Raw genomic sequence first — 18,257 nt, forward strand, 5'->3', positions numbered from 1 at the left:
ATTGATGAATTTGGAAATTATACAAAAATTAAAAAAGAAACTTAGTCAGCCCTTGCCGGGTATGAGTGCTCAAATAAAATTGGCTCCAAAATCTTTGGAAAAAGAATTATTGTCGGGAAAAGCCCTCGAAAATCCCAGACCAAGTGCAGTTATGATAATGCTTTATCCTGAAAATGGCAGTATTCATTTTCCTGTAATTTTGCGAAATGTGTATAATGGTGCTCATTCCGGACAGATAGGATTGCCAGGCGGAAGATGCGAAAGCTGCGACCTCAGCAGATACGATACCGCCAAAAGAGAAACACTTGAAGAAATTAACGTAAGCAGCAACGAATACGAATACATAGGAGCTTTAACTCCATTGTTTGTACTTCCGAGCAATTTTATCACCTACCCTTTTGTAAGTTTTTCAAAAAGCAAACCCGACTTCAAACCCGACCCGAAAGAAGTTCAAAAAGTAATTACAGTCGATTTTCTGAACGAAATTAACAGCAAAAAAATCATTTGCAAACAAATAGAAACCATAAGGGGCACATCGCAAGTGCCGGGCTTTGAAATTGGTGAACACTTTATTTGGGGTGCTACCGCGATGATTTTGGGCGAACTCATTGATGTTATTGAAAATGGGTGATGAGTGCGGAGCAATTATCAATGAGCAATGAGCAATGAGCCCCGAACCTTCGGGGTTAATTGATAATTGATAATCAACGCCATTGAAGTGCCGATACGGAGATGTGCCGTGTCAAGGAATCCTGAAATACAAATTACTAAGCATTTAAAATTGTTGACAATTTTTTAATAATAATTTTTTTTATATTAAAAATATTGTTTTAACTTTGGACTTTAATTGATACAAAATATTTTTTGTGTTAAAAACCAAAAATATAAAAAACATACAGATGAGAAAAAAAATAATTATTCTAGCATATTTGTTTGCGACACAAATATTAGTAATAGGACAAAATAAGAATTATATTTATGAGTATTCGAAAAATATTATTGAAAAAGAATTTCTTTCATACGATATTACAGTAAAGAAATTAAATTTATTAGAGAATGACACTACCGCAAAAAGTGCTAAAGTTCAGTTGGTAAAAAATGGCAATAAGGTGGCTTTCTTTAGGATAAATGATATTAGTAATAATATAGAATACATACTTAAAAATGATTCAATATGGCAAATTGTTCATAAAGAAAAACAAATTAGATATATTGGTGGGAGAAATGATGTTGCAGGTTATGGAGCAATAATTGATTTTTTTCCAATAGGAAGTATTTTTTTTGATACTACAGTTGTAAAGTATTACGGTCAAGATTCCTATAAAAAAATTGGAAGTAACGGCAGAAATGTACTACTAAAACACAATAGTCAATCATTTCCGGAAATGATTGAAGATATTGATTATGTTACATATCTTGACACAATAAATAATGTTATTGACCGGTATTATCTTCAAATTAAATATATAAATAACATTGGAATGCAATTTCAGGGTTATACCTTTAGTAATTATAGCTTTGAACCAATAAATACAAACTATTATTATCCATACGAAATAATTTATGAAGAAAGACAAGATGAAATTGTTGTTATTTCTGATAATACTCAAATCAGTTCAGATGTGTTTATTGATTTTAAAGATGTTACCTTTATGGATATAAACAAGAACAAAGTTGTGTTACCTAAACAAGGTTATGTATTTGTCGATGTTTGGTATGCCGGTTGCATGCCTTGCATGCGAGCCGCTCCAATTGTTGAAAAACTTTATGAGAAATATAAAGATAGAATAGCTTTTTATAGTATTAATGAAGTTGATGATGATGTAGAAAAAATAAAGAAATTTGCTGATAAAATGCATGTAACTATGCCTATTGTTATTCCTTCAAAGAGAGGCTTTTTTAAAAATATAAGCGACAAAGGCTATCCTATTTTTGTGTTGTATAATGCAAGCGATAATAAAATAATATCAATAATAAATGGATATAATGACAATCTTGAAAAAGATTTAGAAGAATTATTGCTAAAAATATAGTCTTATGCGCTTGTAAGTTTTTTGTTCTATACTTATGTTATATTGTTAAAAAACATTCAATAAATATTTTTTTAATTTTGGACATTAAATTAATCAATATAAATAATTAATATGAAAGCATTTATCACGTTCAGTCCCACTGTTGAAAGGGAAGTATTTATTCAAAAAGCAAAGCAGGCTATAGAAAATTTAGGTTGGAAATATTCTGTAAACGAATCCAAACTTGTTGCAGAAGTTGGAAAATCTGTTCTTTTGCAAGAAAAAAAGCTAATAATTGACTACATAAGTAAGGATTTTGTAAATCTTACGGCTGAGAACCCTATTAATGTAGCTGACTCAGGAGAAAGCGAAAATATTATAAAGCAATTTGTTGAAGAATATCAGAAACTAATTTGTTAAGCTGGTATAAGCTATATTATCCCCAGAAGTGCAAGAGCACATCTAGATAATTATTTAGATAATTATTAATTAAAAATTGCCGCGCAACACGTAACACGCAACACTTTTAGTCTTCCAATGCCGATTCATCATCGCCAAAACCTATATTCAAGCCTCTTGCGGTTTTCATAAGAGCTGTGTCTTGGGTAACTAGGTTTGGTTCTCTAATTGCTTCAATAAGCGGAACACTTGTAATGTATGGATGACGATATGAGACCATTCGCCCGTATTCTTGATTTAGCACCATTTCAAAAGCTTTTACTCCAAACTGCGAAGCTAAAACTCTATCGTAAGCAATAGGTATTCCGCCACGCTGAAGATGTCCTAAAACAGTAACACGAATATCGTGTTCAAAACCAGCAGCTTTCAAATCTTCTTGCAATTTAAATCCAATACCTCCCAAATGAACGTTCTCATAACCTGCCTCTTGTATCCTTTGCTTCACAACATCTCCACCCTTGGGGTGAGCACCTTCGGCAACAACAATAATAGCAAAGCCTTTGCCTTTTACAAAACGAGAGTTAAGTTTACTTAAAACATGTACTAAATCGTAAGGAATTTCAGGTAGTAAACAGACTTCCGCTCCGCCGGCAACTGCGGCATTTAAAGCTATCCAACCAGCATTACGTCCCATAACCTCAAGAATAAAAACTCTGTTGTGGCTTGCAGCTGTGGTAACCAACTTATCTACTGCATCGGTAGCGACTTCAATAGCCGTTTGGAAACCGAAAGTAGAATCTGTTGCCGACAAGTCGTTATCAATAGTTTTAGGAACACCAATTATGTTAAGTCCTCTTTCATATAAAGCTTGAGATATTCGTTGTGAACCGTCGCCTCCAATATTGATAACAGCATCTATTCCCATGTAACTCAGCTTTCTAATCATCTCTTCAGACCTGTCAACATATTCGATTTTGCCTTCTTTATTTTTGTAGGGCCAATTAAAAGGACCTCCTTTATTTGTAGTTTGCAATATTGTTCCACCTTGATAATGAATACCGGCAACCTTACGTTCGTCTAAAACAACTATCTCTGTCGGCTCGACCAAAACTCCGTCAAATGCTTTTATACTACCTACTACCTCCCAGCCTTTTTCCTTTGAAGCACGTTTAACAATTGCTCGTATAACTGCATTCAATCCCGGGCAATCTCCACCGCCCGTTACAATCATTACTCTTTTCATCTTTTATATATGTTTTAAAAGTTGTTTCTTAATTAGTTAGCGCCTGCAAAGATATATTATTTTACGTTCGCTTTGTTGAACTTAATAATTAGTTAATCACAAATAAAAGATTTATTTCCTTTTTAGTTTGTAAACGTCGTCTTTATCATTAACTATAAAGACACAAAGTCCTGCAATAACCATTGAAACTCCAGCCAATACTATGGTCAGAATAACTTTTTCGTCGAAAACCGTTTTGGTTATGAAACCCAATATACTTGCCGCTAAAATTTGCGGTATGACTATAAAAAAGTTGAATATACCCATGTAGGTTCCCATTTTTCGAGCCGGCAACGAACCTGTAAGTATTGCATAAGGCATTGATAGCACACTACCCCATGCAAAACCTATACCTATCATTGATAAAATAAGCATTTCGGGTGTTGATATGAAATACATTGAAACGAAAGACAAACCTCCAATAATCAGAGCAATTGTGTGTGTAGCTTTTCTGCCGATTACTTTTGCAATTACCGGAAGTAAAAAAGCCGTGATAGCCGAAACGCCATTATACACGGCAAACATTATTCCCACCCAATTGGCTCCTTCGTTGTACAATGCCGAAGCTTTATCGGTTGTTCCGTATATGTGTTGTGTTACAGCCGGAGTCGTATATATCCAAAGTGCATAAAAAGCTAACCATGTGAAAAACTGAACAATAGCTAACTGTCCCATTGTTTTTGGCATATTCAAAAGGTCGTTCATTATGCCCACTAAGCCATTGTTGGTTTTGTCTCTTTTAATTAAACTTCCTGAAAGCAAAAGCGCGAGTCCGAAAAATATAAGTAATCCACCTATTATGAATAGTTCGCCTGCAAGCGAAAAGTAAGATATTAGAAAAGTAATTATTAACCCTAAACCTCCCCATAGCAGTGCGTTTTTGAAGAAAACCCTATGCGGCAAAAACACATCTTCGTAATAGTTGTCTTTTTCGTCAATATCAATAATACCTTTATCGGCTTTTTCTGCTAATTCAAATTCTTTTAACTCCTCGGGCGAGTACTCTTTAGTTCTTAAAACAGTGTACGATACCGAAAGGAACAGAACAACGGCTCCAATGTAAAACGAATACTTAACCGAAATAGGCACTACTCCTTCGGGTGCAGTATTGGGAATCCCAAACCAATTTGTCAGAATGTACGGCAATGCCGAAGCAACAACGGCTCCAACACCTATAAAAAAGCTTTGCATAGCGAAGCCTTTAGTCCTTTGTTCCGAAGGCAACATATCGCCCACAAAAGCTCTGAAAGGCTCCATAGAAATGTTTATACTGGCATCCATTATCCATAACATACCTGCAGCTACCCACAAAGCAGGCGAATTGGGCATAATTATAAGCGCTATGGTTGTGAATATGGCTCCAATCATGAAGTAGGGTCGTCTCCTGCCAAAGCGATTCCAAGTTTTATCGCTTAAATGACCTATTATTGGCTGTACTATCAATCCTGTGATGGGCGCTGCTATCCAGAGAATAGGAATTTGGTCTATTTGAGCTCCTAAGGTCTCAAAAATACGACTTGTATTAGCGTTTTGTAAGGCAAATCCGAACTGTATTCCTAAAAAGCCAAAACTCATGTTCCAAATTTGCCAAAAACTCAATTTTGGTTTACGTTTCATATTACAATTTAATTATTGAATCATTTTGCTTCAAAATTAATTTTTTTCTGAAAATTTTTATTTATTTAGCAAACAATATTAACTTTGTTTTTGTTAAAACTTTTATCAAATGCGTACGTTTTCAATAAAAAAGAGAGTTTTTGTTTTCATATTTTTTTTATTTGGTAATTTTTTACTTAATTCCCAAATTTATGTTCAACCTCCTTTGCCAACTCAGCAACAAGGTGTTGAAGTGATTTTTGATGCTAAACTCGGAAATAAAGGACTTGAAAACTACGATGGAGACGTATACGCTCATACCGGAGTTATTACAAACAAAAGTGCTAGCCCTTCCGATTGGAAATACGTTAAAGCAAGTTGGGGCACTAATACTCCCGATTGTAAACTCACAAAAATTGGCGAAAACTTATGGAAATTAACTATACAACCCGATATTCGTTCGTACTACTCTGTACCCACGACAGATACAATTTTGCAAATGGCTTTTGTTTTCAGAAGTGCAAATATGGTCTCGGGAGCTTGGTTGGAAGGCAAAACAGAAAATAATGGCGATATTTTTTACGATGTTTATCCGAATACAACCAATGTCAAAATTATAAAGCCCAACAGCAACTTCGTTTTTGTGCCCGACGGCGAAATTATCAATATTAAAGCTGCTTCCATCAACACCGATTCAATATTGATATATCATAACGGCGAACTTGTTGAAGCTAGTGCTCTCAATGAAATAGAATGCAATATTGTTCCGCAAAACAATAATCAGAACAAAATAATTGCAAAGGGCGTCAAAGCCACCGAAACTGTTTTCGATACACTCTGCTACGTTGTCAGCACACCGACCAATATCGCTCCTATGCCTATTGGAATCAAAAACGGAGTTAATGTTATTGATTCCAATACCATTGTATTTTCATTATTTGCTCCTTATAAAAGTAGTGTTTACATCATAGGAGATTTTAATAATTGGTTGCCCGATATCGATTATAAAATGAACAGAACGCCTGACGGGAAATATTATTGGCTACAGGTCTCCAATCTCCAGTACGACAAGGAATATTATTACCAATATTTGGTTGATGAAAACATCAGAATTGGCGACCCGTACTGCAATAAAGTTGCCGACCCGTGGAACGACAAGTATATCCCCGATAGCATTTACCCTAACATAAAACCGTATCCACACGGCAAAACCAACGGTATTGCATCTTCATTAAAAATCAAACCCGATGTGTATAATTGGAGCAATTGCTGTTTTGAAGCTCCCGAAGTGCAAAATTTGATAATTTATGAATTGCTAATCAGAGATTTTTCCGAACAAAGGTCTTTCCAATCGGTAATTGATAAAACACCTTACCTAAAAAAATTAGGAGTAAATGCAATAGAACTTATGCCTGTCACTGAGTTTGAAGGCAACAACAGTTGGGGATACAACCCTAATTACTATTTTGCAATTGATAAATACTATGGACATCAAAATAAACTTAAAGAACTTATAGATTCGTGCCACAATAACGGCATAGCCGTAATTTTAGATGTAGTTTTCAATCATTCGTTTGGCACAGCTCCTTACGTCCAATTGTATTGGGACGCAAAAAACAACAGACCTGCAGGAAACAATCCTGTTTATAACCAAACACCAAAACACGATTTTAACGTCGGTTACGACATAAATCACGAGTCGGATTTCTCCAACAAATTAGTTAGCGATGCCTTGAAATACTACATAAAAGAGTTTAATTTCGATGGCTTCCGCTTCGATTTATCCAAAGGATTTACCCAAAAAAACACTCTCGGCAATTCTGCGGCTATGGCTCAATACGACCAATCGCGTGTGAATATTCTCTCAAAATACTGCGATACTATCAAAGCACACAATCCCAATGCCTACGTTATTTTAGAGCATTTTGCCGACAATACCGAAGAAAAAATTTTATCCGACAAAGGAATGTTATTGTGGGGAAATATAAACTACAACTACGGCGAAGCCATGATGGGATACGTTAATAACAGCGATTTATCATCGGGAGTTTATACAAAAAGGGGATGGCAAAAACCACACCTTATTTCTTACATGGAAAGCCACGACGAAGAACGACAGGTTTACCGTTGCCAAAAATGGGGAAATTCGCAACAAGGATACGATATTAAAAATACAGCTACAGCTCTTAAACGTGCGGCTTTGGCATCTACATTTTTCTACACTATTCCTGGTCCTAAAATGTTGTGGCAATTCGGTGAGTTGGGATACGATTTCTCTATAAACTATCCGTCAGGAACATCAGACGATAGACTTACCCCAAAACCTGTACGATGGGATTATTTCGACGATAAAGACAGACGCTATTTGTTTGAAATAAACTCCTTGCTAATAAATTTAAAGAAAAACAACCCTGTTTTTCAAACCAAAAACTTCGATGTAAATCTTTCGGGAAAAATAAAAACTATACAACTTTCGGATACGGCAAATAACATTGTAGTTGTCGGCAACTTCGACGTTACCCAGCAAACAGCCAACGTCGTATTTCAACGCACAGGCACTTGGTACGAGCTGTTTTCGGGCGATACAATAATAATAGACAATGTAAATCAAAGCATAAGGCTCAACGCCGGTGATTATAAACTATACTCCGATATTAAAATCGATTTTCCTTACCAAAAAAAAAGCCCTGAAAGTTTGCTTTTAAATTTTAGCATCTATCCTAACCCAACCTACGGCGATGCAAACATATTATTACACGTAAAAGACAACAGCAAAATCAGTTTAAGAGCCTTTTCTGTCGATGGTAGTAATGTACATGATATATTCAACGGAGTGATGTCGGGCAACAACAACATTAAATGGCAAGCTCCAAAAAAAGGATTGTATATCGTAGAATTAACTATAGGGAACTTCAAAAAAATGGCGAAATTAATCAGATTGTAAGCAATTTTTTTCACTTCTACCCAAAAAGGCAACTTATTTTCTTAATTTAACTGTACTTTGTAAAATTATATATAAATTTGCCATTATTAAATAATTAAACAATAATTAACTAAATATTTAATCTATGAAAAGATATACACTCTTTAAAACATCCTTACTGATATTTCTACTGTTAGGATTTGTTTTTAACAGCTTTTCCCAACAAATAGATGTTAAAGGAGTTGTAACCGACGCAAAAGACGGTTCAACAATACCGGGAGTAGCCATTCAGGTTAAAGATACTTTTTTGGGTACATTAACCGACATTGACGGAAATTACAGCATAAGCGTCAACAAGGGTGAAACCTTAGTATTTTCGTTCATTGGTTACGAAAATCAAGAAATTGTTGTAACAAACAACATTATCAACGTTGCTTTAATAACTGCTGTTACCGACCTTGACGAGGTCTTGGTTATAGGCTACGGAACTCAAAAGAAGACAGATAAGACCGGTGCTATTACACACATCACATCGGAAGAACTAAACAAAGGTCTTCTTACCGATCCTATTCAAGCAATGCAAGGTAAGGCAGCCGGAGTTTTAATTACCAAAAAAGGTGGCGACCCCAATGCCGGATTTGCTGTAAAAATTAGGGGCTCTGCCGGATTCGACTCCAACACGTCTCCACTGTACGTAATAGACGGAGTTCCCAATGCCGACCCTACAGCCATAGCCCCGGGCGATATTGAAACTTATAACGTACTGAAAGATGCTGCTTCTACAGCTATCTACGGTTCGCAAGGAGCAAACGGAGTTATTATTATCACAACCAAAAAAGGTTCGGCAAAAAAAGGCGCTACAGTTACAGGTTTTAGTTCGCAATTGTCATTCGACAAAGTCGCTAAAAAATTAGACGTACTCTCAGCTTCCGAAATCAGAGATTTTGCAAACCAAAAATTACAAAACAGCCTTGCTGAACACCCAAACTGGACTGTTGACAGCATATTCACCGACGGCGGTGCTAACACCGATTGGCAGGACGAAATATACCGAATAGGTATTACAACAAACAACAACCTTAATTTTAGCGGTGGTAGCGAAAATAGTTCTTACTATGCATCGGTTACACACGCCAATTGGCAAGGTGTTATGAAAGGAACCGAAAAAGAAAGAACAACAGCCAAACTAAACATTAATCATAAAGCACTTAACGATAGGCTTAATTTGTCGGGTAATATAATGACATCGTTCGAGAATAACGACTACGAAAATTACGACGGATACGATAAAGACGATATTATTTATCAGGCTATTTCGCACAACCCAACCGACCCCGTTTATAACCCCGACGGCACTTACAACAAAACTCAAAGAGAGTTTAACTACGAAAATCCGCTTGCTGTTATAGACATGATTACCAACGTTAGAGACCTGAAAAGCTATTTGGGTAATATCAGAGCCGATTACGAAATCATCTCCGACCTAACTTTATCGGTTAATGCATCGTATTTACGTAACGACAGCCATTCAAAATATTTCCGTCCCAAAGGCGTTTACGCTTCTGCCGACAATGGTTATGGTCGTCACGGGTACTCCAACAACGAACAAAAAACAATTGAAACAACCTTAACCTACGTTAAAAACGTAGATAAACACAATCTTGACCTTATCGGCGGACATTCGTGGCAAGAAAACAACTACAACGGATTTTGGGCACAAGGTTCAAATTCGCAGTCGCCTTTCATTGGTGCCGAAAATTTATCATCTTTAGCCGATGTTAAATACGGCGATATAGGCTCCTATCGCGGAATGTCGCGCTTAATCGGTATGTTTGTCAGAGCACAATATAACTTTAACTCAACATATTATGCTTCGGCATCACTACGTAGAGACGGTTCAACCAAATTCGGCGAAAACAACAAATGGGGGCTTTTCCCAACATTCGCATTGGGCTGGAACATGCAAAACGAAAACTTCCTTAAAGATGTTTCGTGGTTAGACCAACTTAAATTACGTGCTAGCTACGGTGTTTCCGGAAACCAAGCTATTGGAGAATACAGAAGCAGACTATCGTGGACTCCTAGCGGCTTAGCTATCAATCCCGAAACAGGCGAACAAGTTATTTCTTACCAACCTGCTTGGAACTCTAACCCAAATTTGAAATGGGAAAGAACAGCAGAAGTCAACTTGGGTATTGACTTCGCTATTTTCAATAGCAGAATTAGCGGTAGTATAGAATTGTACTCGAAAAACACTACCGACTTACTTGGTAGATATAGCGTTCCAGTACCACCAAACTTGGCTTCTACAACTTTTGCCAACTCAGGAGCAGTAACCAATAAAGGTATCGAACTATTTGTTCAAGCTTTTGTTATCGACAATAAAAATTTCTCGTGGAAAACAAGTTTAACGGCATCTCACAACAAATCGAAATTCACCGATTTGGGAGAATTTGCAACCGACTCATCGGGTGTTAGACACGAAGGATGGCTTACCGGTAGAGGTATGATTGGAGCTCAATATTACGTTACAGGTATTGCTGTCGGACACGGATTTGGCGAATTTTATCTACCCGAATTTGTATCTATATTAGATGGCAAGCCAGTTTATCGTTCGCTTTCAGGTGGTTACACAACGAATTTGGTCGAAGCAAAAAGATCATTTGTTGGCTCGGCAACTCCTGTTTTAGAAATTGGATGGTCTAACTCGTTTGTATTGTTTAACAATTGGACAGTTGACTTGGCTTTCCGCTCTATGATTGGAAACAAAGTCTTTAACGCTACAAAAATGTTCTTCGACGTACCCGGCAATATGCCTTCAATCAACGGAACACCCGACGCTATTGACTGGTACGAAAAAGGCAGAACCGACCAAAGCGTAATTTTCTCGGATTACTACCTAGAAGACGCTTCTTTCTTACGTTTAGATTACTTAGCTATCGGATACAACTTCAACGTTGATAAAATACATTGGCTAAAAGGTCTAAACGTTAGTATTATGGCTAACAACCTGTTTACTATTACAGGATACTCAGGCATAGACCCCGAAACTTTTGTAGACGGTTTATCATACGGTGTTGACCAATACAACGTGTATCCCAAAACGAGAACAGTTTCAATAGGCTTGAACGCTAAATTTTAATCAACATTTAAAAACTATTTAAGATGAAAAAAATAATAATAATATTAATATTAGCTATCGTTGGTACTACATTTTACTCTTGTACCAAATTAGATGAAATCTATTACGATAAAATTCCGGGTCATTTGTACCCCGAAAATGATGCTCAAATTGCCAATTTAAGTGTTGATGCCTACAAACGACTTCAAATACTTATTGACGACAACGGCTGGTGGTTCTTGGCTCAAGAAATGACCTCCGACGAATTTTGTTGTCCCGTTAGGGGTTCCGACTGGTTCGACGGCGGAAAATGGTTATATCTTCACACTCACCAGTGGACAAACGACATCGACGCAGTTAATACCATGTGGAGCGCTTTCTGGGAAGGTATTACATCGTGTAACCAAATTATTGATATGCTCAATACACTTGAAGACAGCGAAGCAATACATAGGAAAAAAGCTGAAGTTGAAGTTGTAAGGTCATTTTACTATTACCTGCTATTAGACAACTACGGCGACGCTCCTTATCTGACAACTGCCAATTTACCCAGCGATTTCTTACCAACTAAAATAAGTCGTAAGGCTATTTTCGATAGCATAACTACAACCGTAGCCAATAATGTGAAATATCTTAAAGATATTGACAACAAATATATGGCAACCAGATACATGGCTTATGCTTTGTTGGCTAAATTGTACCTCAACGCAGAAGTGTACACAGGCGTACCGCAATGGGAAAAAGCAGGACTATATTGCGATAGCGTTATGGCAGGACCTTATTCGTTAGAAGCTGACTTTTTAGCACCTTTTAAAACAAACAATCAAAATTCTTCGGAAATTATTTTCTCAATACCATTTGATGAAAATACTGCACACGGCTTCCGTCTTCACATGCGTTCATTACACTATCAAAGCAACTTAACATTTGATATGCCTGTTGGACCATGGAACGGCTTATGTGCCGTATATGATTTCTATCAGACTTACGAAGACAATGATGCTCGTAAAAGCGGCTACTTTATGACAGGACAGCAATATACTCACGATGGAAGGATTATTATTGAGAGTATTACCAACGAACCTTTAGTTATAGATCCTTTTGTTCCGGCAATAAATATGCAAGAAGGTAACTTTACTCCAAAACAAATCAGGACAACAGGTGCACGTGTCCTCAAGTATGAAATTAAGTTAGGGGCCAAAGAAAACCTAAGCAACGACTTCCCACTTTTCAGACTTTCTGACATATATCTAATGAAAGCCGAAACTGAAATCAGACTTGGCAGGTCTGGCGACCAATGGATAAACCCAATTCGCAGACGCGCAGGCGTTGCTGAATGGAATGGTGCCACATTGCAACAACTACTTGACGAAAGAGGCAGAGAGCTCTGGGTTGAAGGACACAGAAGACAAGACCAAATCAGATTTGGAAAATGGGAAAATGCTTGGTGGGAAAAACCAGCTACAACTCCCGAAAGAAGAACGTTCCCAATTCCTAAGTGGGCTACCGACTCAAATCCTAACTTATTGTAAATCTTGAAAAGAACTTATATTTGGCACTATTTTTGTGCGAAGTATTAAGACTTTATAAATTAAATATTAAAAAATTATTATTAACTAAAATTAAAAAAATGAGACATTTAAATTTAAAAAAATTAGCTAGTTATTTGGTGATTGCCGTATTGGGCTTATCGTTTGCTTTTACATCTTGTAAAAAAGACAAAGAAGATGAGGACAACAACATAGTACTCGACGGTGTTTATATCAAAGGTGGAGCAACAGCTCTTGAAGATTTTGACGCCAAAGGAATGCTTAAAGTAACTCGCAACGAAGTAAACCAAGAAGACAGAGCAACTCTATTAGAAATATACGTTGCCGTTAAAGCTGGAGACGCAGGCTTTAATATCGTTGAAGTAAAAGGTGATGTTAGAAAAACCTACGGACCTGCTTCCGACTTTGTAATTGTACCCGATGCCGATCGTCATGGCGACGAACCTAAAAACGTTGATCTTTGGAAAGGAAATCTTGTTGAAAACGACAACAAATTTACCGTAAACACCGATGGTTTATACCATGTTGTTATTGACACTGAATTGAACAAAGTTGTTATGTGTAAAGTTGAATGGGGCGTTATTGGTGCTGCAACTCCTAACGGATGGAATGGAAGTACTCCAATGCCTATGAAAGCATTTGACCTTAACAACATAGTTTTTGAAGCTACCGATCTTAACCTTTCAAAATCTGAGTTTAAATATCGTTACTCAGATGGTTGGAAAATATTCTTAGATACGGAATTAGAAATTGGTGAAGGCATAAAAGGAGTTAGCGTTAATACCAACTTTGGTGGTGCTGTTGATGCTTTAATTCCTGGTGGTCCTAACATTAACAATGAAGTTTCAGGTGTATATACCGCAACCTTGGAATGGAAACTTGGAGAAAAGTACATTGCTACTTTAACAAAAACCGGTGATATTCCTATGGTTGATTACTCAAATTATGAAATAGGTATTATTGGCAGTTGCTACAACAAAGCAGACGGAACTCAAGCAGCTTGGGACGAAAACTTCGGAACTCACCTACCTGTAGTTGATGGAAATGTTTACACATGGACATATAATATTCCAATTATTCCGGGTGAATTCAAATTCCGTCAAGGAAATGACTGGTCGGCTATGAGCTTAGGCTACAACGACCTTACATGGGAAGGTCCAGCAGCTGGCGACTTCTCAGACAACGGTGGTAACATTAAAATTGATGTAGAAGGAAATTACACTTTAGTTCTTGTTATTGACGCAGCTACTGAAACATTCACAGTTAAAGCTACTAAAAACTAAGACCGTAATTTAAAAACCAATCTTATGGGCTGTCTGATAACTAAAGACAGCCCATTTTTTTATCTCTTTTTTAAGCTCGTTTGTTAAACGCAATAACTGCTCTGCAAAAATTTGCTTAACTTTGAGATATCGGTTTTTTGAATTATTAATATCACGTTTATAAAAAAAGAGTACTTTTATAATGTTTTTAAATTCAAATGAGACATGGATTACACATCAAGATTAGAGTTTTTATGGAAAAACATTTATCCCAATAGCGATATTACACTGTTACACAACTTTTTAAAATCTATAGAGATATATAAAAACAACAAAAGCGTTAAAAGTAATAAGGCAGATTGGTATAAAGATGCAGTAATTTACTCGTTGTATGTAGATAGGTTTAACAATGATTTTTCCGGTTTGGAAAACAAATTGGATTATCTGCAAGATTTAGGAGTAAACTGCTTATGGCTTTTGCCGATTTTAGAATCTCCTATGAGAGATGCCGGATTTGATATTTCCGACCATTACTCTGTCAGAGACAGCTTGTTTGCAAACAAAAATACTGAGACCAACATACAATTTAAACAATTTGTAAATCAGGCTCACAAGAGAGGAATAAATATTATTTTCGATTTTGCAATCAACCATACTTCCGACCAACATCCATGGTTTTTAGAAGCTAAGAAATGTAAAAACAATCCTTATAGGAATTATTATATTTGGGCTGACGATGATAAAGGCTATGCTGATGCTCGTATTATTTTTAAAGGTATTGAAGACTCAAATTGGCAAAAATGCGACGACCAATATTATTTTCATCGTTTTTTTAATTTTCAGCCCGATCTAAACTACAAAAATCCCGAAGTTCTCTTTTCCATGTGCAGAGCCATGCTTTATTGGCAAAATATTGGCATCGACGGTTTTAGAGCCGATGCTATCCCCTACTTATGGAAAGAAGAAGGCACAGATTGCGAAAATCTGCCACAAACACATAAAGTAGTAAAATTTTTCAGAGCTGTATTAGATTTTGTTTCGCCCGGAACTCTACTACTAGCTGAAGCTTGCCAACAGCCTAACAAAGTTGTTGAATATTTTGGCGATGGAGATGAATGCCATGCTGCATACCACTTCCCGCTTATGCCACGTATGTTTAAGGCTATAGCACAACAAGACGGCAATCCGATTATAGATACATTAGACGAAAAATTTACACCTATTATAAGTCCCGAAGCACAGTGGTTTACTTTTTTGAGATGCCACGACGAGTTGAGCTTAGAATTGGTTTATGTTACCGAAGAAGAACGCAAGTTTATTCACGAGCACTATTGCCACAAGGAATTGTGGGATTTCAGAAACGGCGAAGGAATTTCTGCCAGACTTGCCGACCTTATGCAATACAATGCCGATAAAATACTCTTGGCATATTCAATTATGCTAACACTTACGGGCTCTCCTATTATTTATTATGGAGATGAATTTGCTACTGTGAATGACGAAGACCTGTATTACTCAACAATTGAAAAAACAGGAAAAGACGACACAAGATTTCTAGTAAGGAACTATATAAATTGGAATGATGTTGAAAATGATTTAAAAAACAAGAACTCGCTGCCTTCAAAGGTGTTTTATCCTTTAAAAAACATAATAAACGTCAGAAATAAATACAATGTTTTTGGCAGGGGAACCTTACATTTTGACGAAAATAATAAAGATAAAAACCTTCTGATTTACAAACGTAAATACGAAAATATTTCAATACAAATAATTCACAATTTAAGCGAACAAACCAAAGATATAAGCGACTTTACCGCAAAACACAACTCACAATCCGACTTGTTGGGAAACAAAATAAGCGATAAATTAGCTCCGTACGGTTTTTTGTGGATATTGTGTTAGAAATTGATATGAAAAGAAAATGCAATTGGTGAACGGTGATGAGTGATGAGTGATGAGTGACGGGTGAATGGTGCAAAGACCGCTATCTTAAACCGAAAAACACCCACCACCCACCACTGACCACCGACCACAAATTATTAATAAATAATTTATATGAACAACTACAAATTTAAAGCTGTAATATTCGATTTAGACGGTGTTATCACCCAAACTGCGCAAGTACACAACTCTGCATGGAAAAAAATGTTCGACTCTTTTTTGAAAGAACACGCAAAAAATACAAATACCGAATTTGTCGAGTTTTCCAATCAGGATTATCTGAAATATGTTGATGGAAAGCCCAGATACGAAGGAGTTAAGTCGTTTTTGAAATCTAGAAATATTGATTTGGAAATGGGAACACCTGACGACTCGCCGGAAATTATTAGCATTTGCGGTTTAGGCAACAAAAAGAACGAAATGTTCAATCAGGTGTTGGAACAAGAAGGTGTTAAAACCTATGAAAGCACTGTTGATTTTATGAAAAGATTAACTCAAAGCGGTATCCCTATTGGAGTTGCATCGTCGAGTAAAAATTGTAAAGCCGTATTAAAAGCTGCAAACCTCACTCATTATGTTCTAACAAGAGTCGATGGTGTTGTTTCTGCTGAAATTGGCTTGAATGGAAAACCTGAACCCGATATCTTTTTAAAGGCAGCCGAAAATTTGAATGTTAATCCTAAAGATACAATTGTTGTAGAAGATGCATCGTCAGGCGTTGAAGCCGGCAGAAACGGTGGCTTCGGCTTGGTTATAGGACTTGCCAGAGAAAATAATCATAGTCAGCTTTGGCAGCACGGAGCCGATATGGTTGCCGGCGACATGGCAGAAATTTCCGATGAACGTATTAACCAATGGTTTGAAACAGGAGCAGAAAAAGACAAATGGCAAATATCGTATCACGACTATAATACGAGCAATGAAAAATCGAGAGAAGCCATGCTGACAGTCGGAAACGGCTACATGGGCATTAGAGGATGTATGGTTGAACAAGCTGAAGATAAATTTAATTATCCGGCAACGTATATCGCTGGTTTGTACAATACACTCCCAACTCGCATAGCCGATAGAGATATTTATAACGAAGATTTTGTAAGAATTCCCGACGGATTGAATGTTTTTTTCAAAATAAATGACAATCCGGTTTTCAACTTGCACGACTCAAAAATATTGGAAATCGATAGGACTTTGAAGTTTAAAGAAGGCGTGCTTTACAAAAAAATGCTCGTCGAAACTCCCGAAAATTCAGTTTTGGATATTTCGTCTAAGAAGTTTGCTTCAATGGACAATCCACACCTTGCTGCGATAAGCTACACTATTACTCCTACAAATTCCAAAAACACAATTACATTTATTTCAAAACTTGACGGAAATATTATCAATGCCGGAGTTGAAAGATATAAATCCTTGAACCAAAAGCATCTTAAAGCTGAATTTGTCGATAGTAACGAAGGAAAAAACACTATTTCTATTCAAACCAAAACCACACAATCGGGAATAAGTATAGCACAAACCGTTAAACACAACTTTTTACTCGACGGTAAGCCAATAAATATTCAACCGAAAATTTTGAAGAAAGATGGCGAAATAATTGCAGAATACACTGTTAAGGTTGAGCAAAACTCGCAGATTACTATTCAAAAAATAATGGCTGTTGCAACGTCAAAGCACGACGACCAAAAAGAGCCTATGCAATTTGTCAACAATCTGATTGATACTGTATCATTCAATGAACTTCTGCAACAATCGGTTAACCAATGGGAAAAATTATGGCAAAAACTTGACGTAAAAGTCGTTTACAACAGATTCACTCAAAAACTGCTACGTTTGCATATCTATCACTTGTTATCATCAATGTCGCCACACAATGTAAACTTTGATGCTAGCATTACAGCCAGAGGATTACACGGCGAAGCATACAGAGGTCATATTTTTTGGGACGAAATTTTCATCTTGCCGTTCTATACACTCAAGTTGCCCGAAATCTCAAAAGCTATGCTGTTGTACAGGTACAGAAGATTAGACGCTGCTCGCAAGTACGCCAAACAACACGGCTACAAAGGTGCTATGTTTCCATGGCAAAGCGGCTCCGACGGAACCGAACAAACTCAAATCATACACCTAAATCCGCTAAACGGACAATGGGGAGACGACAATAGTTCGCTTCAAAG

11 protein-coding genes are annotated in these 18,257 nt (G+C 36.7%); 9 read left to right on the forward strand and 2 right to left on the reverse strand.

Annotated features, from left to right (window positions below; genetic code table 11):
* Positions 1-4 precede the first annotated feature (4 nt).
* From PHP31_03795 to PHP31_03805, 3 genes are all read left to right on the forward strand, one after another.
* Positions 5-631 carry a CoA pyrophosphatase gene (locus tag PHP31_03795; GenBank protein MDD3738396.1) on the forward strand — a complete coding sequence of 209 codons (627 nt, stop codon included), beginning with the start codon at positions 5-7 and terminating at the stop codon, positions 629-631.
* Between the two features lie 268 nt (positions 632-899).
* Complete coding sequence (locus PHP31_03800; protein ID MDD3738397.1) at positions 900-2,033, forward strand: TlpA disulfide reductase family protein; 1,134 nt, start codon at positions 900-902, stop codon at positions 2,031-2,033.
* Between the two features lie 111 nt (positions 2,034-2,144).
* Positions 2,145-2,432 carry a hypothetical protein gene (locus PHP31_03805; protein MDD3738398.1) on the forward strand — a complete coding sequence of 96 codons (288 nt, stop codon included), beginning with the start codon at positions 2,145-2,147 and terminating at the stop codon, positions 2,430-2,432.
* Positions 2,433-2,538: 106 nt separating this feature from the next.
* Here the strand turns inward: PHP31_03805 and PHP31_03810 are convergent, their stop codons facing one another.
* Entirely contained in the window at positions 2,539-3,654 is a 1,116-nt protein-coding gene (locus PHP31_03810) for an ATP-dependent 6-phosphofructokinase (protein MDD3738399.1), read from the reverse strand.
* 111 nt (positions 3,655-3,765) lie between these two features.
* On the reverse strand, positions 3,766-5,310 hold the full coding sequence (locus PHP31_03815; protein ID MDD3738400.1) for an MFS transporter: 1,545 nt from the start codon (positions 5,308-5,310) through the stop codon (positions 3,766-3,768).
* A gap of 109 nt (positions 5,311-5,419) precedes the next feature.
* Between PHP31_03815 and PHP31_03820 the strand changes: the two genes are divergently transcribed.
* The 6 genes from PHP31_03820 to PHP31_03845 all read left to right on the forward strand — a co-directional run.
* Positions 5,420-8,233 (forward strand): alpha-amylase family glycosyl hydrolase, encoded by a 2,814-nt coding sequence (locus PHP31_03820; GenBank protein ID MDD3738401.1) that lies wholly within the window; start codon positions 5,420-5,422, stop codon positions 8,231-8,233.
* 124 nt (positions 8,234-8,357) lie between these two features.
* The gene (locus PHP31_03825; GenBank protein ID MDD3738402.1) at positions 8,358-11,354 is read left to right on the forward strand and encodes a SusC/RagA family TonB-linked outer membrane protein; all 2,997 of its coding nucleotides are present in this window, start codon (positions 8,358-8,360) and stop codon (positions 11,352-11,354) included.
* Between the two features lie 23 nt (positions 11,355-11,377).
* Positions 11,378-12,865 (forward strand): RagB/SusD family nutrient uptake outer membrane protein, encoded by a 1,488-nt coding sequence (locus PHP31_03830; GenBank protein ID MDD3738403.1) that lies wholly within the window; start codon positions 11,378-11,380, stop codon positions 12,863-12,865.
* A 98-nt stretch (positions 12,866-12,963) separates the two neighbouring features.
* Positions 12,964-14,166, forward strand: coding sequence for a hypothetical protein (locus PHP31_03835; protein MDD3738404.1), 1,203 nt, complete (start codon positions 12,964-12,966; stop codon positions 14,164-14,166).
* Between the two features lie 204 nt (positions 14,167-14,370).
* Positions 14,371-16,047 carry an alpha-amylase family glycosyl hydrolase gene (locus PHP31_03840; protein MDD3738405.1) on the forward strand — a complete coding sequence of 559 codons (1,677 nt, stop codon included), beginning with the start codon at positions 14,371-14,373 and terminating at the stop codon, positions 16,045-16,047.
* A gap of 153 nt (positions 16,048-16,200) precedes the next feature.
* Positions 16,201-18,257: beta-phosphoglucomutase family hydrolase (locus tag PHP31_03845; protein MDD3738406.1), on the forward strand; the 2,057-nt coding region annotated here is incomplete at its 3' end.

This window comes from Lentimicrobiaceae bacterium (genome assembly GCA_028697555.1).
Classification (GTDB): Bacteria; Bacteroidota; Bacteroidia; order Bacteroidales; family UBA4417; genus UBA4417.